Below are 17315 nucleotides of genomic sequence, written 5' to 3' on the forward strand. Positions count from 1 at the left end.
TTCGTGGACGTTCACCCGCGGATGACGTGATCTGCCGGAGAGCGTCGCATGACCTGAGACCGCCACTCTGACAGCCAAAAGTGATCCTTTGCCCCTTTCGTGGCCATGGTCACAGGGGTTGATCCGCTCCTTACGCGGGACACACCGCCCCCGGCGGCCCGATGCCGTCCGGGCCGCCGGAACGGCCGCCCGCCCAGCCCGGGGCGCGGCCCCGGCCGGCCGGGAGAGCGGCGCCCGGAGCACCGCGGATCAGCCGGAGACGCTCGCCCGGCCGTTCTCGATGTGGCCCATCAGCCGCCGCCGGAAGCCGTCCTCCCCGTCGGCCGTGACGGCCAGGTCGTACCAGCCGTGGGCGTCGGCCGCCGAGTGCACGACCGTACGGCTGCGGCCGGGCTTGACCGTGACCCGGCGGGTCCAGTCCCGCAGGTCGTCCTCGTCGGCGTAGCCGAGGGGCCGCACCAGGAAGGTCAGGGTGCGGCGGCCGGTGTTGCGCAGGGTCAGGTGGAGGTCGCGGTCGCGGGGGTCGAGACGGGTGGTGACCTCCGCTCCCCCGTCCACCGGCCCCGCGAACTCGCGCCGGAAGCCGTTCGGGCCGATGACGGTGAAGCGGTACGCGTCCCCGGTCACCGGCACGGTCCAGTGCGCCCGGCCCCGGACGTCCTTGTGCTGCGGGGCCGGGAACTCACCGGCGTACGGGTAGAGCGTGAAGTGCGCCGAGGAGCGGCCGGTGTTGTCCACCTCCACCCGCAGTCCGCCGCGGGTCCTGCGGGCCTCGGCGTCCGGCTGGTAGGGCAGCGGGCGCGCCGGGCGCGCGCCGGGCTCCTGCTCGGGGAGGCGCTGCACGGCGGGCGGCCTGGGCTGCCAGCGGCCCTGGAACGGCGGGATCGCCCCGGGCGTGCGCACGGCGGGTTGGCGCCGGGCCCGGGAGAAGTCGAAGGCGGAGGTCAGGTCGCCGGTGACGCGGCGGCGCCAGTCGCCGATGTTGGGCTCCCGCACGCCGGTCCAGCGCTCCAGGAAGCGGATGACGGAGGTGTGGTCGAAGACCTCCGAGCAGACGTATCCGCCGACGGTCCACGGCGAGACGACGAGCAGCGGCACCCGGATGCCGAGGCCGGTGGGACGGCCCTCCCAGTGCTCCTCGGTCACCTCGGGGGGCGCGACGGGCGGCGGGACGTGGTCGAAGAAGCCGTCGTTCTCGTCGTAGTTGATCAGTACGGCGGTGTGCCGCCAGACGTCCGGATGCCGGCCCAGCGCGTCCAGGATCTTGTAGACGATGGTGGCGCTGTGCACCGGCGAGGAGGTGCTCGGGTGCTCGGAGTCGACGGCCGAGGGCACCAGGTAGGAGACCTCCGGCAGCGTCCCGGCCGCCACGTCCCGGGCGAACTCGTCGGCCAGGGTCCCGGTGGGCACCCGGCGCAGCCCGCGCTCGAACAGGCTCCGCTCGCGCCGGGTGAGCGTGGCGACGCCCTCCTCCAGCAGCCCGAGCAGCCGTTCCCGCTCCGCCTCGGAGGCTTCGCGGACCTTCGCGTAGAACGCCTCCATGTAGGTGTGGCCGCCGGTGCGGGCGAGGGCCTTGCGGGCGATGGCCTTGAAGGTGGCGTAGAACTCGATCTGGTTGTCGGTGAAGTTCTCCCACTCGGTGTACGTGCGCCAGGTGCGGCCCGCCTTCTCCAGCCGCTCGGCGTAGGTGGACCAGTCGTAGCCGGGGTGACTGCCCTCGTCGTACGCGTCGTTGCCGACGGCCCGCTCGCCGTTCGCCTCGTAGCCGGTCTTGCCGCTCCACAGGTGGTTGCGGTTCGGGCTGGTGGAGGTGTGGATCGAGGAGTGGTAGGCGTCGCAGACGGTGAAGGTGTCGGCCAGCTCGTAGTGGAGCGGGATGTCGCGCCGGTCGTAGTACGCCATCGTCGCGGCGGTCTTCGCGCTGATCCAGCCGTTCATCCAGCCGCCGCCCCAGGCCTTCGCGCCGCCGCTCCAGGAGTGGTCGAGGGCCCCGATGTACTGGAGGTCCTTCTTCTGCTCGGCGGCCGCCTCCCGTACCGGGAAGGGCAGCACGGTGCTTCCGGCGGTGCCCGGCTGCTCGAAGACGGTCCCCCCGGTGGGCAGCTCGACGGCGTTGCGGTCGCCGAAGCCGCGCACCCCGCGCAGGGTGCCGAAGTAGTGGTCGAAGGAGCGGTTCTCCTGCATCAGGATCACCACGTGCTTGATGGCTGCGAGCCCTCCGGACCCCGCGTGGGCGGGCTGCGCGGCGATGGCTGCCTGGAGCGACGGCGGCAGGAACGATCCGGCCGCAGCGGCGCCGAGGGCGCCCCCGCCGAGGGCGAAGAGCCGCCGCCGTGACATGTCCGTGGTCAAAAGAGCCTCCTGGTTCCGGTGCGTGCCATCCGGAAGCTAGTCAGGACAGGTGGCTTCGGGAAGGACGGTGCACGGCCCGGTGGTGAACGTCCAACAGGTCGGACGAGAAGTCCAACCGGCTCTCCGGGAGCCCCTCACACCCCGATGAGGTGCAGCGATCCCCACAGCGCGAGCGTCGACGCGAGGAGGGTCGCCGGTACGGTCGCCAGCCCCAGCCGGGTGAAACGGCCCAGCTCCGGGGCGTCGCCGTGGGCGTGCAGGACGCGCCGCCACAGCAGCGTGGCGAGGGATCCGACATAGGTGAGGTTCGGGCCGATGTTCACCCCGATCAGGGCGGCGAGCAGCGGCCCGGGACCGGCCGCGGCGACGATCGGGAGCAGGGCGAGGATCGCGGGCAGGTTGTTGATCAGGTTGGCGAGCAGCGCCGCGACCACCGCGACGCCGAGCAGCGCGGGGAGGGTGTCGCCGTCGGGCAGCAGGGCGGCGATCCCGTCGCCGAGCCCGTGGTCGACGACCGCCTTGACGACGATGCCGAGCGCGAGGACGAACAGGCAGAACAGCGGGTTGGCGGAGCGGACGAGGGCGGCGGGGGTGGTCTCCCGCCGGGCGAGCGCCCGCACGGCGAGCACCGCCGTCCCCGCCAGCGCGGCCCACAGCGGCTCGGCCCCCGCGAACGAGGTGACGACGAACCCGGCCAGGGTCAGCGCCAGCACGACGAGCGTGAAGACGGGCACCGGGGTGCGCTCGGCCTCCGGGTCGGGCGCGTGCGCCCCGGCGGCCAGGTCGTCCCGGAACGCCCGGCGGAACACGGCGTACTCGACGGCGATCGCGGCCAGCCACGGCAGCGCCATCAGCGCGGCGAACCGGGTGAAGGAGAGGCCGCTCGCGGTGAACGCCAGCAGGTTGGTGAGGTTGGAGACGGGCAGCAGCAGGGAGGCCGAGTTGGCGAGGTGCGCGCAGGCGTAGACGTACGGGCGGGGCCGCGCGCCGACCCGGGCCGCGGTCGCGAGGACCACCGGGGTGAGCAGGACGACGGTGGCGTCCAGGCTGAGGACGGCGGTGACGAGGGCGGCCACGCCGAAGACCCCGCCGAGGAGGGGACGGGTCCGCCCCTGGCAGACCCGGGCGACCCAGTCCCCGGCGGCCCGGAACAGCCCCTCGTCCGCGCAGAGCTGGGCCAGCACCAGGATCGCGGCGAGGAATCCGACGACGGGCAGCAGTTCCCCGGCCTGGGCCCGTGCCTCGGGCCATGACACCGCGCCCAGCGCCACCACCAGGACCGCGGCGGGCACGGCGACGGTCGCCTCCGGCAGGCCCCGGGGGCGGACGACGGCGAAGGTGAGGACGCCCAGGAGCAGGGCGAGGGAGACGATCTCGGCGGTGACGGTGGTCAGGGGGGGCTCTCAGGGTTCATGGGAAGGGGCGGTGCGCCCGCGCCACGCGGGTGCACCGCCCCTTCGCGGTGGTGACGGGGGATCAGCCCGCGACGCCGAGCTTCTCCAGGATCAGCTCGCGCACACGGCCCGCGTCCGCCTGGCCGCGGGTGGCCTTCATGACCGCGCCGACGAGCGCGCCCGCCGCCGCGACCTTGCCGCCGCGGATCTTGTCCGCGATGGCCGCGTTGCCCGCGATGGCCTCGTCCACGGCGGTGGACAGCGCGCCCTCGTCCGAGACGACCTTCAGGCCGCGCTTCTCGACGACGGTGTCCGGGTCGCCCTCGCCCGCGAGGACGCCCTCGATGACCTGGCGGGCCAGCTTGTCGTTGAGGTCGCCCGCGGCGACGAGTCCGGCCACCCGGGCGACCTGCGCCGGGGTGATCGGCAGCTCGTCCAGACCGCGGCCGGTCTCGTTGGCGTTACGGGCGAGCTCGCCCATCCACCACTTGCGGGCCTGGTCGGAGGGGGCGCCCGCCTCGGTAGTGGCGACGATCAGGTCGACCGCGCCCGCGTTGAGGATGGACTGCATGTCGTGCTCGGAGACGCCCCACTCCTCCTTGAGCCGGGCCCGGCGGACCCGGGGCAGCTCGGGGAGGCCCTTGCGCAGCTCCTCGACCCGCTCGCGCGCGGGCGCGACGGGGACCAGGTCCGGCTCGGGGAAGTAGCGGTAGTCCTCGGCGTTGTCCTTGATGCGGCCGGCCGTGGTGGAGCCGTCCTCCTCGTGGAAGTGCCGGGTCTCCTGCACGATGGTGCCGCCCGAGGACAGCACGGCGGCGTGCCGCTGGATCTCGAAGCGGGCGGCCCGCTCGACGGAACGCAGCGAGTTCACGTTCTTCGTCTCGGAACGGGTGCCGAACGTGACGGTGCCGTGGGGGCGCAGCGACAGGTTGACGTCGCAGCGCATCTGGCCCATCTCCATGCGCGCCTCGGAGACCCCGAGGGCCTTGATCAGCTCGCGCAGTTCGGCGACGTACGCCTTGGCGACCTCGGGGGCGCGGGCACCGGCCCCCTCGATCGGCTTGGTGACGATCTCGATGAGCGGGATACCGGCCCGGTTGTAGTCGAGCAGGGAGTGGGACGCGCCGTGGATACGGCCGGTGGCGCCGCCGACGTGCGTCGACTTGCCGGTGTCCTCCTCCATGTGGGCGCGCTCGATCTCCACCCGGAAGACCTCGCCGTCCTCCAGCTGGACGTCCAGATAGCCGTTGAAGGCGATCGGCTCGTCGTACTGGGAGGTCTGGAAGTTCTTCGGCATGTCCGGATAGAAGTAGTTCTTCCGGGCGAAACGGCACCACTCGGCGATCTCGCAGTTGAGCGCGAGGCCGATCTTGACGGCGGACTCGACGCCGATCTCGTTGACGACCGGCAGCGCGCCGGGCAGTCCGAGACAGACCGGGCAGGTCTGGGAGTTGGCGTCCTGCTTCAGCTCCGTGGAGCAGCCGCAGAACATCTTGGTCTTGGTGCCGAGCTCGACATGGACCTCCAGGCCCATGACGGGGTCGTAGGACGCTAGCGCGTCCTCGTACGACACCAGGTCAGTGACAGTCACGGTGAGACTTTCCCTCTCAGCCCAGCAGGACGTCTTCGTCGCCGAGACGCTTCAGTTCGCGATAGAGGATCGCGAGTCCGGTGACGACGGCGGCCGCGGAGACGGCCGCGTCGATGAGCCGCAGCACGTCGTTGTCCTGGCGGGCGAGCTTCGCCTGCTTGGCGATGCTGATCGCGCCGAACGCGGTACTGCCGAGCGAGACGTACAGCCCGGTCTTGGACTTCCTGAAGTTACTGGCCTTCTTTGCCATGGCACTCACAGCGACGGAGCCTCCTCGAGCAGCGGGTGCCCCCACTTTTCCACGAAAGCCGCCTCGACGGCGGATCCGACCTGGTAGAGCCGGTCGTCCTTCATGGCGGGGGCGATGATCTGCAGTCCGACCGGCAGACCGTCCTCCGGGGCCAGGCCGCAGGGCAGCGACATGGCGGAGTTGCCGGCCAGGTTGGTGGGGATGGTGCACAGGTCCGCGAGGTACATCGCCATCGGGTCGTCGGCGCGCTCGCCGATCGGGAAGGCGGTGGTCGGGGTCGTCGGGGAGACGATCACGTCGACCTGCTCGAAGGCCTTCTCGAAGTCCTGGGTGATGAGGGTGCGGACCTTCTGGGCGGAGCCGTAGTACGCGTCGTAGTAGCCGGAGCTGAGCGCGTAGGTGCCCAGGATGATCCGGCGCTTCACCTCGTCGCCGAAGCCCGCCTCGCGGGTCAGCGCGGTGACCTCCTCCGCCGACTTCGTCCCGTCGTCGCCGACCCGCAGGCCGTAGCGCATGGCGTCGAAGCGGGCCAGGTTGGAGGAGCACTCCGAGGGCGCGATCAGGTAGTACGCGGAGAGCGCCAGGTCGAAGGAGGGGCAGTCCAGCTCGACGATGTCCGCGCCGAGCGACTTCAGCAGCTCGACCGACTCGTCGAACCGCTGGAGGACACCGGCCTGGTAGCCCTCGCCGCGGAACTGCTGGACGACGCCGACGCGCATCCCCCGGACCGAGCCGTTACGGGCGGCCTCGACGACCGGCGGGACGGGGGCGTCGATGGACGTCGAGTCCATCGGGTCGTGGCCCGCGATCGCCTCGTGCAGCAGCGCCGCGTCCAGGACCGTACGGGCGCAGGGCCCGCCCTGGTCGAGGGAGGAGGAGAAGGCCACCATGCCGTAGCGGGAGACGCCGCCGTAGGTGGGCTTGACGCCGACGGTGCCGGTCACGGCGGCGGGCTGGCGGATGGAACCGCCGGTGTCCGTGCCGATGGCGAGCGGTGCCTCGTAGGAGGCGAGGGCGGCGGAGGAGCCGCCGCCGGAGCCGCCGGGGATGCGGGTGAGGTCCCAGGGGTTGCCGGTGGGGCCGTAGGCGCTGTTCTCGGTGGAGGACCCCATGGCGAACTCGTCCATGTTGGTCTTGCCGAGGATGACGACGTCGGCGGCGCGCAGCTTCCGGGTGAGCGTGGCGTCGTACGGCGGGACCCAGCCCTCCAGGATCTTGGAGCCGACGGTGGTCGGCATGTCCTGGGTGGTGAAGATGTCCTTCAGCGCGAGCGGGACACCGGCCAGCGGGCCGAGCTTCTCGCCCGCCTCGCGCTTGGCGTCCACGGCGCGGGCCTGGGCCAGGGCGCCCTCGCGGTCGACGTGCAGGAAGGCGTGGACCTTCTCGTCGACGGCGTCGATCCGGGCGAGGTGGGCCTCGGTGACCTCGACGGCGGTCAGTTCGCCGGAGGCGATCCTCGCGGCGATCTCGGCCGCGGTGAGCTTGATGATGGTGCTGATGTCCGTCATGGCGGTTAGTCCTCCCCCAGGATCTGCGGCACCTTGAAACGCTGCTGCTCCTGGGCCGGGGCGCCGGAGAGCGCCTGCGCGGGGGTGAGCGACGGACGGACCTCGTCCGCGCGCATGACGTTGGTCAGCGGCAGCGGGTGGGAGGTCGGCGGTACGTCTTGGTCGGCGACCTCGGAGACGCGGGCGACCGCGCCGATGATGTCGTCGAGCTGACCGGCGAAGTGATCGAGCTCTTCGCCCTTCAGCTCCAGACGCGCCAGCCGGGCGAGGTGGGCGACCTCCTCGCGCGTGATGCCAGGCATGCGGCGATCCTCAGGGGTTGGTGTGTGGTTGTGGCCGTCGGTGGCACATTCCCGCCGCCCCTCCTCGGGGCGGGCCGCGCGGCGTCGGGCGCCTGCGACCGCAGGGCGCCGGAGCGCCCTCGTGACGGAGCCACGTGGGCGGTTCGGCGACGCGGCGGGCGGGTGGGCCGGGCGTCGTGCGGCGGGTGGAGACGTGCCATCGGCCCCCAATCCTATGGGGTCCGCCGGAGGCGGATGCCCCACCCCGACCGGCCCGCCCCCGCGGGGCGGCCCGGCCCGGCCCCTCAGGGGGTGTCGGTCTCCGCGGGGCCGGTGGCCGCGCCGTTCAGCGAGGCGTTCATCGAGCCGGTGGCCGACCCGGTGGCGGCGGCCGCCTGGGCTCTCAGCTCGGCGGGCCGCCGCCAGCCGTGCTCGCCCCGGGCACGCAGCCAGGCGGTCGTCTCCTGGGGCGGCATCGCCGCGGCCACCAGCCAGCCCTGCACGGCGTCGCAGCGCAGGTCCCGCAGGCGCTCCCACGTCTCGTCGTCCTCGACGCCCTCGGCGACGACGACCAGGCCGAGGGAATGGGCCAGGTCGATGGTGCAGCGGACGATCTCCGCGTCCTCCTGGTCGAGGGCGAGCCGGGCCACGAAGGAGCGGTCGATCTTCAGTTCGCTGACCGGCAGTCTGCGCAGGTGGACCAGGGAGGAGTAGCCGGTGCCGAAGTCGTCCAGGGACATCCTCACGCCATGCGCGGTGAGCCCGGCCAGGGTGTCGGCGGCGCGCTGCGGGTCCTCCAGCAGGACGTGCTCGGTGATCTCCAGTTGGAGCGCTCCCGCGGGCACGCCGTGGCGGGCGAGGCGGGCGGCGACGCCCCCCGCGAAGCCGGGGGTGTGCACGTCGCGCGGGGAGACGTTGACCGCGACCGGGACGAACAGGCCCTGCGACCGCCACCGGGCGACCTGGGCCAGCGCCGTCTCCAGGACGTACTCCGTGAGGTGGGGCATCAGGCCGGAGGACTCGGCGATGGCGATGAACTCGTCCGGGGGGACCCGGCCGCGCTCCGGGTGCACCCAGCGCACCAGCGCCTCCAGCCCGGCGACCTGTCCGTCGAAGCGGACCTTGGGCTGGTAGTGCAGCTCGACGTCGCCCGCGTCCAGGGCCCGGCGCAGATCGCCCAGCAGCCCCAGCCGGTCGGGGGTGTTGCTGTCCCGCTTGGACTCGTAGACCTCCACCCCGGTGCGGTCCCGCTTGGCCTGGTACATCGCGACGTCCGCCCGGCGCAGCAGCCCCTCGGCGTCCAGGGCGTGGTCGGGGTAGACGGCGACCCCGGCGCTGGCCTCCAGCACCAGGGTGAGGCCGTCGAGGTCGAGCGGCGAGGACAGCTCGGCGGCCAGATGGCGGGCGACCTGCTGGGCGCTGGTGGTGGAGTCGGTGTGCGGCAGCAGTACGGCGAACTCGTCGCCGCCGAGCCGGGCCGCCTCGGCTCCGCCCGGCAGGGCGAGCCGCAGGCGTTCCGCTATCTGGAGCAGCAGCCGGTCCCCGGCCAGGTGGCCCAGGGTGTCGTTGACCGCGCGGAAGCGGTCCAGGTCGATCAGGACCAGGGCCGAGCGGGTGCCGAGGGACTCCGCGTCCTCCAGGGCCGACCAGGTCCGCTCCAGCAGCCACTGGCGGTTGGGCAGCCCGGTCAGCGGGTCGCGCAGCTGCTCCTCGGCGCGGGCGCGGGCGATCCAGAGCGTGGAGTCCAGGGCGATCAGGGGTACCGCGAAGAGCGGCAGCAGGATGGGCATGGACATCGCGACGGCGCAGATCAGCGGGGCGAGGCCGAGGAGCGCGACGGCGACGAGGCCCTGGCGCAGCAGCGCGGTGCGGGCGACCGTCGGCAGACCGCCGCCGAGCGGGGCCCGGACGTACCACAGCAGGACCCGGGTGACGAGCAGGTACGTCGACGCCGCCAGCACCAGCTCGGGCACGGCCGCCGGGCCCCAGTCGAGTGGCTGCCAGGGCTGCTCGACGGTGGGCGCGACCCCGAAGGCGGCCAGTACGAGGGCCGCCGCCGCGATGCCGAGGATGTCGACCGAGCCGTGGAGCAGCCCCTGCCACCAGCGGTGCCTGCGGGCGCTGCCGACGAGCACCACCACGGCGAGACTGACCAGGCCGGCCGGCAGCCAGCCGTACAGCAGGAGCACGGCGAGGGTGAGGGCCGCCCCGGAGCCGGTGCCGCCCCACCACCGGTCGCGGCCGAGGGCCACCAGGTGGCCGACGACGATCCCGGTGAGGACGGCGAGGGACCAGCCCACCCGGCCGTCGGGGAAGAGCGCGTGGCCGTCGCGCACGGTCCGGTAGAACCCGGCCGCCAGGAGTAACGCGGCGGTCCCCACGACGGCGGCGCCGAGCGGGGGTGTGAGGCCGGCGAAACCTCGCAGCCGCGACACCGGGGCGGCGCTCTCGGTCGGTTTCATTCCGTCCCTCTCACAGCCGGCGGTGCCGATGTCCCTCGGTGGCGCCCGTCTCCGGGGCACCACGGCTCCGTTCGGGCAGCCGTGCGCGGCGGGCGCACCTCTCAACAGTAGGCCGCGAAAGGCTCCCAGGGGCAGCGCTCTACAGCTCTTGCCCGAATGCGAGCCGACCGACCGTCACCATCTGCTATGCGCCGACCGGGTGAGAGGTGAGGACCGTTCGGGTCCCGTGGACCCCTTCTTCACCCCTCTGCCCCGTTTCCTTCCCGCTCGGGGCCGCGCCACGCCCGGAGCGCGTCTCGAAGACGTCTCGATCCGGAGAACGGCCGACGGCCCGGACCCCGGCCGATGGTTACTCCGTGTCGCCCTCCGTGCCGCCCTCCGGGGTCTCTTCGGACGCAAGTTCGGGATCGGCTCCCGGCACCGGCAGGGCCGCCTCCCTGGCTTGTTCGGGCCCCTGTTCGAGCAGGATCGCGAAGCCGTCCTCGTCGAGCACCGGGACCTTCAGCTGCATCGCCTTGTCGTACTTGGAGCCGGGATTGTCGCCGACGACGACGAACGCGGTCTTCTTGGACACCGATCCGGTGACCTTCGCGCCGCGGGCCTGGAGCGCCTCCTTCGCACCGTCGCGGGTGTGGCCCGCGAGGGTGCCGGTGACGACGACGGTGAGTCCTTCGAGGGGGCGGGGGCCCTCGTCCTCCCCGGAGCTCTCGTCCGCCATCCGCACCCCCGCCTCACGCCACTTGCGCAGGATCTCGCGGTGCCACTCCTCGGCGAACCACTGCTTGACCGAGGCCGCGATGGTCGGCCCGACGCCGTCGGCCGCGGCCAGCTCCTCCTCGGTCGCCTCGTCGATCCGGTCGACGGAGCGGAACTGGCGGGCCAGCTCCTGGGCGGCGACCGGTCCGACGTGGCGGATGGAGAGCCCGGTGAGCACCCGGGCGAGCGGGGCCTGCCGGGCGGCGGCGATGCCCTCCAGCATGGCGACGGCGTTCTTCTTCGGCTCGCCCTGCTGGTTGGCGAAGACCGTCGCGATCTTCTCCTCGCCGGTCTTCGGGTCGCGCTTGGGCAGCCCGCTGTCCTGGTCCAGGACGTAGGCCCGGATCGGCAGCAGCTGCTCGATCGTGAGGGAGAACAGGTCGCTCTCGTCCTTCAGGACCGGCTCGGCGGGCTCCAGCGGCCGGGTCAGGGCGGCGGCGGCCACATAGCCGAAGTGGTCGATGTCCAGGCTCTTGCGTCCGGCGAGGTAGAAGACCCGCTCGCGCAACTGGGCGGGGCAGGTGCGGGCGTTGGGGCAGCGGAGGTCGATGTCGGCCTCCTTCATGGGGCGCAGCTCCGTGCCGCATTCGGGGCAGTGCGACGGCATCTCGAACGGCTTCTCGGTGCCGTCGCGCAGGTCGACGACGGGGCCGAGGATCTCGGGGATGACGTCTCCCGCCTTGCGCAGGACGACGGTGTCCCCGATGAGGACGCCCTTGGCCTTGACCACGTTCTGGTTGTGCAGGGTGGCGAACTCGACCTCGGAACCAGCCACTTCGACCGGCTCGACCTGGGCGTAGGGGGTGACGCGGCCGGTGCGGCCGACGCCGACGCGGATGTTGACCAGCTTGGTGTTGACCTCTTCGGGGGCGTACTTCCAGGCGATGGCCCAGCGCGGGGCGCGCGAGGTGGAGCCGAGGCGGCCCTGGAGCGGGATCTCGTCGAGCTTGACGACGACCCCGTCGATCTCGTGCTCCACGGAGTGCCGGTGCTCACCGAAGTGGGCGATGAACTCCCGGACCCCGGCGAGGGAGTCGACGACCTTGTTGTGCCGGGCGGTGGGCAGGCCCCAGCCCTTGAGGAGGTCGTACGCCTGGGAGAGGCGGTCGATGCTCAGGCCCTGGTGGGCGCCGATGCCGTGCACCACCATGTGCAGCGGCCGGGAAGCGGTGACCTTGGGGTCCTTCTGGCGCAGCGATCCGGCGGCCGCGTTGCGCGGGTTGGCGAAGGGCTTGTCGTCGGCGGCGACGAGCCGGGCGTTCAGCTCCTCGAAGCCCTCCATCGGGAAGAAGACCTCCCCGCGGATCTCGACCAGGGCGGGGAGGTCCTCGCCCTCCAGGCGGTGCGGGATGTCGGCGATGGTGCGGACGTTGGGGGTGATGTCCTCGCCGGTGCGGCCGTCGCCCCGGGTCGCCGCCCGGGTCAGCCTGCCGTGCTCGTAGGTGAGGTTGACGGCGAGCCCGTCGACCTTCAGCTCGCACAGGAAGTGGTGGTCGGGGGTGCCGGTCTCCTTGGCGACGCGGTCGACCCAGGCGGCCAGCTCCTCGTCGTCGAAGGCGTTGTCCAGGGAGAGCATCCGCTCGGCGTGCTCCACGGAGGTGAACTCCGTGACGTAGGGCCCGGCGACCTTCTGGGTCGGGGAGTCGGGGGTGCGCAGCGCCGGGTGCTCCTCCTCCAGGGCCTCCAGCGAGCGCAGCAGCCGGTCGAACTCGGCGTCGCTGACGACCGGCTGGTCCTTCACGTAGTAACGGAAGCGGTGCTCCTCGATCTGCTCGGCCAGCAGCGCGTGCTTCTCCCGCGCCTTCGCCGGAACCGAGCTGTCCTGCTCCACCCGCTGTTCGGCCACCATCGTCCCCAACCTCCCGTTACCCGTCGTGCCCGTCACTCAGGGTTGTCAGCGAGCGACCTCGCCGCCCGCGCGCAGTGGGCGAGGGCGGCGCGGGCGTGCGCGGGCGACGCCCCCGCGAGACCGCACGACGGAGTGATCACGACGGACTCGGCGAGAGTCCCCGGATTCAGCCCCAGCCTGCTCCACAGCTTCCTGACACCCATGACGCTACCGCCCGGGTCTGACAATGGGCCGGAGGCCGGGTCCGTGGAGGGCACCACGCCGAGGAACAGCTGGGTGCCGCCCTCGACCGCCTCCCCGATCGCCTCCTCCTCACGCTCGGTGAGCAACGAGAAATCGAACGAGATCCCGTCGGCCCCGGCCCGGCGCAGCAGCGCGAAGGGCACTTCGGGGGCGCAGGAGTGGACGATCGCCGCCCCGTCGCCACCGACGACGGCCAGCACCTCGCGCAGGGCGGCCTCGACGAGCTGGCGGTCGACCGCGCGGTAGGTGCGGTAGCCGCTGGCGGAGCGGACCCGGCCGCGCAGGACGGCGGTCAGGGACGGCTCGTCGAGCTGGAGGACCACCTCCGCGCCCGGCACCCGGCGGCGTACCTCGGCGAGGTGGGCGCGCAGCCCCTCGGCCAGCGAACCGGTCAGGTCCCGGCAGGCTCCGGCGTCGGCCAGCATCGCCTCGCCGCCGCGCAGCTCCAGGGCGGCGGCGAGCGTCCACGGCCCGGTCGCCTGGACCTTCAGCAGGCCCGCGTAGCCCTGGGTGAACTCCTCCAGGGCGTCCAGGTCCTCCCCCAGCCAGGAGCGGGCGCGGCGGGTGTCGCGGCCGGGCCGGTCGCTGATCCGCCAGCCGCTCGGCTCGACGTGCCCGTACATCTCGGCCAGCAGGCCGACGCTCCGGCCTGTCATGTCGGCGCCGGGCCCCCGCGCGGGCAGCTCCGCCAGATACGGCATGCCCCGGCCGTCGGCGAAGGAGCCGATGACGGTCTTGGCCGCCTCCCGCGCGTCTCCTCCCGGCATGGACCCGACACCGGTCGCCGGACACCCGCTGAACTCGCTCTTCTCACTCACGCGGGAAGCCTACGGTCCCCGGCGCGCCCGCCCGGCAGGCGGGGCGTCAGCGGCCGGGACGGACGGTGAGGTCGTTGACCTCGGCGTCGCGCGGCAGGTCGATCGCCATCAGGATCGTCGTGGCCACCGACTCGGGGTCGATCCAGCGTCCGGCGTCGTACTCCTTACCCTCCTGCTGGTGCACCTTGGCCTGCATCGGGCTGGCGGTACGGCCGGGGTAGACCGAGGTGACGCGGACGCCGTTGCCGTGCTCCTCGTGGCGCAGCGCGTCGGCGAGCGCCTTGAGGCCGTGCTTGCTCGCGGCGTACGCGCCCCACTGGGCGTGGGCGTTGAGTCCGGCGCCGGAGTTCACGAAGAGGACGTGGCCCCGGGCGACGCGCAGCTGCGGGAGCAGCAGGCGGGTGATCTCGGCGGGGGCGAGGAGGTTGGCGTTGAGCTGGAAGTGCCACGCCTTGGGGGTGAGTTCGGCGACGGAGCCCAGTTCGACGACGCCCGCGACGTGCAGCAGGGTGTCGATCCGCTCGGGCATGGTCTGCTGGCCGAACGCCCAGGACAGCCGGTCGGGGTTGCCGAGGTCACCGACGAGGGTACGCGCGCCCGGGTGGCGCTCGGCGAGTTCCCTGGCACGGCCGGCGTCACGGGCGAGCAGGACGAGGTCGTCGCCGCGCTCCTGGAGACGGCGGGCGACAGCGGCTCCGATGCCGGAACCGGCGCCGGTGATGAGGTGGGTAGCCATGGGGGGATTTTAGGGCGGGCGTGATCACCGCATTCCGGCGGACTCCTCCAGGTAGGCGAGCGCGCCGACGCCGTCCTTGGCGAAGAAGACCAGGTCGGTGAGGGGCACCGGGAGGAACCCCTCGTCCTCCATCCGCTGGAACTGCTGGCGCAGACCGTCGTAGAAGCCCGCCGTGTTGAGCAGGACCACCGGCTTGGTGTGCTTGCCGTGCTTCTTGAGCTCCAGGATCTCGGTGGCCTCGTCCAGGGTCCCGGTGCCGCCGACCATGATCACCACGGCGTCGGCCTTCGCCAGGAGGAGCGCCTTGCGTTCGGCGAGGTCGCGGGCGATCACCATCTCGTCCGCGTCCGTCCGGGCCTTCGCGGCCAGGAAGTCGACCGACACCCCCACGAGCCGTCCGCCCGCCGCCTGCACGCCGTCCGCGACGACCTTCATCAGGCCGCTCTCCGACCCGCCCCAGACCAGGGTGTGCCCGCCGCGGCCGAGCAGTTCGGCGAACTCCCGGGCGGGCACGGTGTAACGGTCGTCGAGGTCGGCGGCGGAGAGGAAGACACAGATGTTCATGGGCCAACCGTACGGCCGGGGTCCGACAGTCCCCCGGTCCGGTGGATTTCGCGGTCCGGGGAAGATTCGGGCCCCCTGGACCGCTGGAACAGACATGACTGCCACCCGAGGACACCGCATCACCGTCGAGCAGGGCACCGAGCACGTCCGGGCCGTTCACGACGGGCAGGTGCTGGCCGAGAGCCACCGCCCGCTCGTGCTCCGCGAGACGGGCTGTCCGGTCCGCTACTACCTGCCGCCCGAGGACGTCCGCACCGAGTTGCTGACCGCGTCGGACACCAGCACCCACTGCCCGTTCAAGGGGGACGCCTCCTACTGGTCGGTGCCGGGCGCGGCCGATCTCGTCTGGGCCTACCCCGACCCGAAGTCCGAAGTCGCCGCGATCAAGGACCACTTCTGCTTCTACGCGACGGAGCCGGTGGGCGGCTGACCTGCGGGGCGCGTGCTCCGCGAAGTTTTTCCGCGCCGGAGCGATGAGTTTCCCGGTCCGGCGCGGTCTCCTCTCCCATGGACAGGACTCTCTCAGCCGACGGCACTCCGATCGCCTACCGCCGCCAGGGCGAGGGCCTTCCGCTGGTCCTGGTCGGCGGGGCGCTGAGCAGCGCGGCGACCGACGCACCGCTGGCCGCCCTGCTGGCCCCGCGCTTCACGGTGGTCACCTACGACCGTCGGGGCCGGGGCGCCAGCGGAGGCGCCGGGCCCCCGGTCGTGGCGCGGGAGGTCGAGGACCTGACCGCCGTCGTCCGGGCCGCCGGAGCGGGCGCGGCGGTCTTCGGGACGGGCTCGGGCGGCGCGCTGGTTCTGGAGGCGGCGGCCGCCGGGCTTCCGGTGGAGCTGCTCGCCGTGTACGAACCGCCCTACACGCCCGGCGCTTCCGGCCTGCTGTCCAAGGCCCGCCGCACGGACCGGCTGCACCGACTCCTGACGGCCGGGGACCGGGGCGGGGCGGTGGAGCTGCACCTGTCCGCGACGGGCGTGGAGCGGGAAACCGCCGCGCGGCTGCGGCGCTCCCCCCGGTGGGCGGAGCTGGAGGCGATGGCCCACACCCTGGCGTACGACGAGGCGCTGCTGGGCGACGGGGCGATCCCGGTGGAGCGGTTCGCCGCAGTCGCCGCCCGGACGCTGGTGCTCTGCGGCGGCTTCAGCTCCGCTTCGGCCCGCGCGGCGACCCGGACCCTGGCGGAGGCGTTGCCCCGGGGCCGGCACCGCACGCTGACGGGTCAGATGCGGGAGGTGGCCCCGCAGGTGATCGCGCCGGTGCTGGCGGACTTCTTCGCCCGGGAGGTGTACGCGCGAGCGGGCTCGTAGCCCGGACGCCGGGGCGCCCGCCGCCCTACCCACGGGAGCGACCCGGTCTCCCCCGTGGGCCCGCCTCAGGAACCCGCCGTCACCCGCTCGCGGCGGACCGTCGTCGCGATGGTGGCCGAGCCGACCACGCGGGTGCCGTCGTAAAGGACGACCGCCTGGCCGGGGGCGACGCCCCGGACCGGCTCGGCGAAGGTGACGTTCAGCTCGGCGCCGTCGACCAGTTCGGCCGTGACCTCGCACTCGCCGCCGTGGGCGCGCAGCTGGGCGGTGTACGCACCCGGGCCGGACGGGGGCGTTCCGCACCAGCGGGGCTTGATCGCGGTCAGCGCGGTGACGTCCAGGGCCTCTAGGGGGCCGACGGTGACGGTGTTGTTCACCGGGGAGATGTCCAGGACGTAGCGCGGCTTGCCGTCGGGGGCCGGGTGGCCGATCTTCAGGCCCTTGCGCTGGCCGATCGTGAAGCCGAACGCGCCCTCGTGGGTGCCCAGCTTCGTACCGGACTCGTCGAGGATGTCGCCCTCGGCCGGGCCGCCGAGGCGGCTCGCCAGGAAGCCCTGGGTGTCGCCGTCGGCGATGAAGCAGATGTCGTGGCTGTCGGGCTTCTTGGCGACGGCCAGGCCCCGGCGCTCGGCCTCGGCGCGGATCTCGTCCTTGGTGGTGAGGGTGTCGCCGAGCGGGAACAGGGCGTGGGCGAGCTGCTTCTCGTCCAGGACCCCGAGGACGTAGCTCTGGTCCTTGGCCATGTCGGAGGCGCGGTGCAGCTCGCGGCCGCCGTCCTCGGTGAGCCGCACCGTGGCGTAGTGGCCGGTGCACACGGCGTCGAAGCCGAGGGCGAGGGCCTTGTCGAGCAGCGCGGCGAACTTGATCTTCTCGTTGCAGCGCAGGCACGGGTTGGGGGTGCGCCCGGCCTCGTACTCCGCGACGAAGTCCTCCACGACGTCCTCGCGGAAGCGTTCCGCCAGGTCCCAGACGTAGAACGGGATGCCGATGACGTCGGCGGCACGGCGGGCGTCCCGGGAGTCTTCGATGGTGCAGCAGCCGCGCGCCCCGGTCCGGAAGGACTGGGGGTTCGCGGACAGGGCGAGGTGGACACCGGTCACGTCATGGCCCGCCTCGACGGCGCGGGCGGCGGCGACGGCGGAGTCCACTCCGCCCGACATCGCGGCGAGGACACGCAGGGGGCGCTGGGAAGTCTCAGTCATA

14 protein-coding genes are annotated in these 17315 nt (G+C 72.9%); 2 read left to right on the forward strand and 12 right to left on the reverse strand.

Annotated features, from left to right (window positions below; all coding sequences use genetic code 11):
- Nucleotides 1-249 precede the first annotated feature (249 nt).
- From ACIRRU_RS01055 to ACIRRU_RS01105, 11 genes are all read right to left on the reverse strand, one after another.
- Nucleotides 250-2352 carry a phosphocholine-specific phospholipase C gene (locus tag ACIRRU_RS01055; protein WP_403674563.1) on the reverse strand — a complete coding sequence of 701 codons (2103 nt, stop codon included), beginning with the start codon at nt 2350-2352 and terminating at the stop codon, nt 250-252.
- Between the two features lie 134 nt (nt 2353-2486).
- On the reverse strand, nt 2487-3725 hold the full coding sequence (locus ACIRRU_RS01060; RefSeq protein WP_403675589.1) for an arsenic transporter: 1239 nt from the start codon (nt 3723-3725) through the stop codon (nt 2487-2489).
- A gap of 103 nt (nt 3726-3828) precedes the next feature.
- Nucleotides 3829-5337, reverse strand: coding sequence for an Asp-tRNA(Asn)/Glu-tRNA(Gln) amidotransferase subunit GatB (gene gatB, locus ACIRRU_RS01065; RefSeq protein WP_403674566.1), 1509 nt, complete (start codon nt 5335-5337; stop codon nt 3829-3831).
- Between the two features lie 16 nt (nt 5338-5353).
- Complete coding sequence (locus tag ACIRRU_RS01070) at nt 5354-5587, reverse strand: hypothetical protein (protein ID WP_363201034.1); 234 nt, start codon at nt 5585-5587, stop codon at nt 5354-5356.
- A 5-nt stretch (nt 5588-5592) separates the two neighbouring features.
- Entirely contained in the window at nt 5593-7095 is a 1503-nt protein-coding gene (gatA, locus tag ACIRRU_RS01075; protein WP_403674569.1) for an Asp-tRNA(Asn)/Glu-tRNA(Gln) amidotransferase subunit GatA, read from the reverse strand.
- A gap of 5 nt (nt 7096-7100) precedes the next feature.
- Nucleotides 7101-7397: an Asp-tRNA(Asn)/Glu-tRNA(Gln) amidotransferase subunit GatC gene (gene gatC / locus ACIRRU_RS01080; protein WP_003966094.1), complete on the reverse strand. Its 297-nt coding sequence runs from the start codon at nt 7395-7397 to the stop codon at nt 7101-7103.
- A gap of 284 nt (nt 7398-7681) precedes the next feature.
- A complete protein-coding gene (locus tag ACIRRU_RS01085) occupies nt 7682-9838 on the reverse strand; it encodes a putative bifunctional diguanylate cyclase/phosphodiesterase (protein WP_403674572.1) in 2157 nt (718 codons plus the stop codon).
- A gap of 349 nt (nt 9839-10187) precedes the next feature.
- Entirely contained in the window at nt 10188-12443 is a 2256-nt protein-coding gene (ligA, locus tag ACIRRU_RS01090; RefSeq protein ID WP_403674574.1) for an NAD-dependent DNA ligase LigA, read from the reverse strand.
- 32 nt (nt 12444-12475) lie between these two features.
- Nucleotides 12476-13504, reverse strand: a complete 1029-nt coding sequence (locus ACIRRU_RS01095; RefSeq protein ID WP_403674577.1) for a methionine synthase — start codon at nt 13502-13504, stop codon at nt 12476-12478.
- Nucleotides 13505-13550: 46 nt separating this feature from the next.
- Nucleotides 13551-14240 (reverse strand): SDR family oxidoreductase, encoded by a 690-nt coding sequence (locus ACIRRU_RS01100; RefSeq protein WP_403674578.1) that lies wholly within the window; start codon nt 14238-14240, stop codon nt 13551-13553.
- A gap of 24 nt (nt 14241-14264) precedes the next feature.
- Entirely contained in the window at nt 14265-14804 is a 540-nt protein-coding gene (locus tag ACIRRU_RS01105; protein WP_363200724.1) for a TIGR00730 family Rossman fold protein, read from the reverse strand.
- Between the two features lie 94 nt (nt 14805-14898).
- Between ACIRRU_RS01105 and ACIRRU_RS01110 the strand changes: the two genes are divergently transcribed.
- Together ACIRRU_RS01110 and ACIRRU_RS01115 are read left to right on the forward strand one after the other, a co-directional pair.
- A complete protein-coding gene (locus ACIRRU_RS01110; RefSeq protein ID WP_403674581.1) occupies nt 14899-15234 on the forward strand; it encodes a DUF427 domain-containing protein in 336 nt (111 codons plus the stop codon).
- Between the two features lie 77 nt (nt 15235-15311).
- Nucleotides 15312-16112, forward strand: a complete 801-nt coding sequence (locus ACIRRU_RS01115; protein ID WP_403674584.1) for an alpha/beta fold hydrolase — start codon at nt 15312-15314, stop codon at nt 16110-16112.
- Between the two features lie 65 nt (nt 16113-16177).
- Here the strand turns inward: ACIRRU_RS01115 and mnmA are convergent, their stop codons facing one another.
- Complete coding sequence (gene mnmA, locus ACIRRU_RS01120) at nt 16178-17314, reverse strand: tRNA 2-thiouridine(34) synthase MnmA (protein WP_403674587.1); 1137 nt, start codon at nt 17312-17314, stop codon at nt 16178-16180.
- Between the last annotated feature and the right edge of the window lies 1 nt (nt 17315).

Origin of the sequence: Streptomyces sp. NPDC101181 (assembly GCF_044767975.1) — a bacterium.
In the GTDB taxonomy this organism is placed as follows: Bacteria; Actinomycetota; Actinomycetes; order Streptomycetales; family Streptomycetaceae; genus Streptomyces.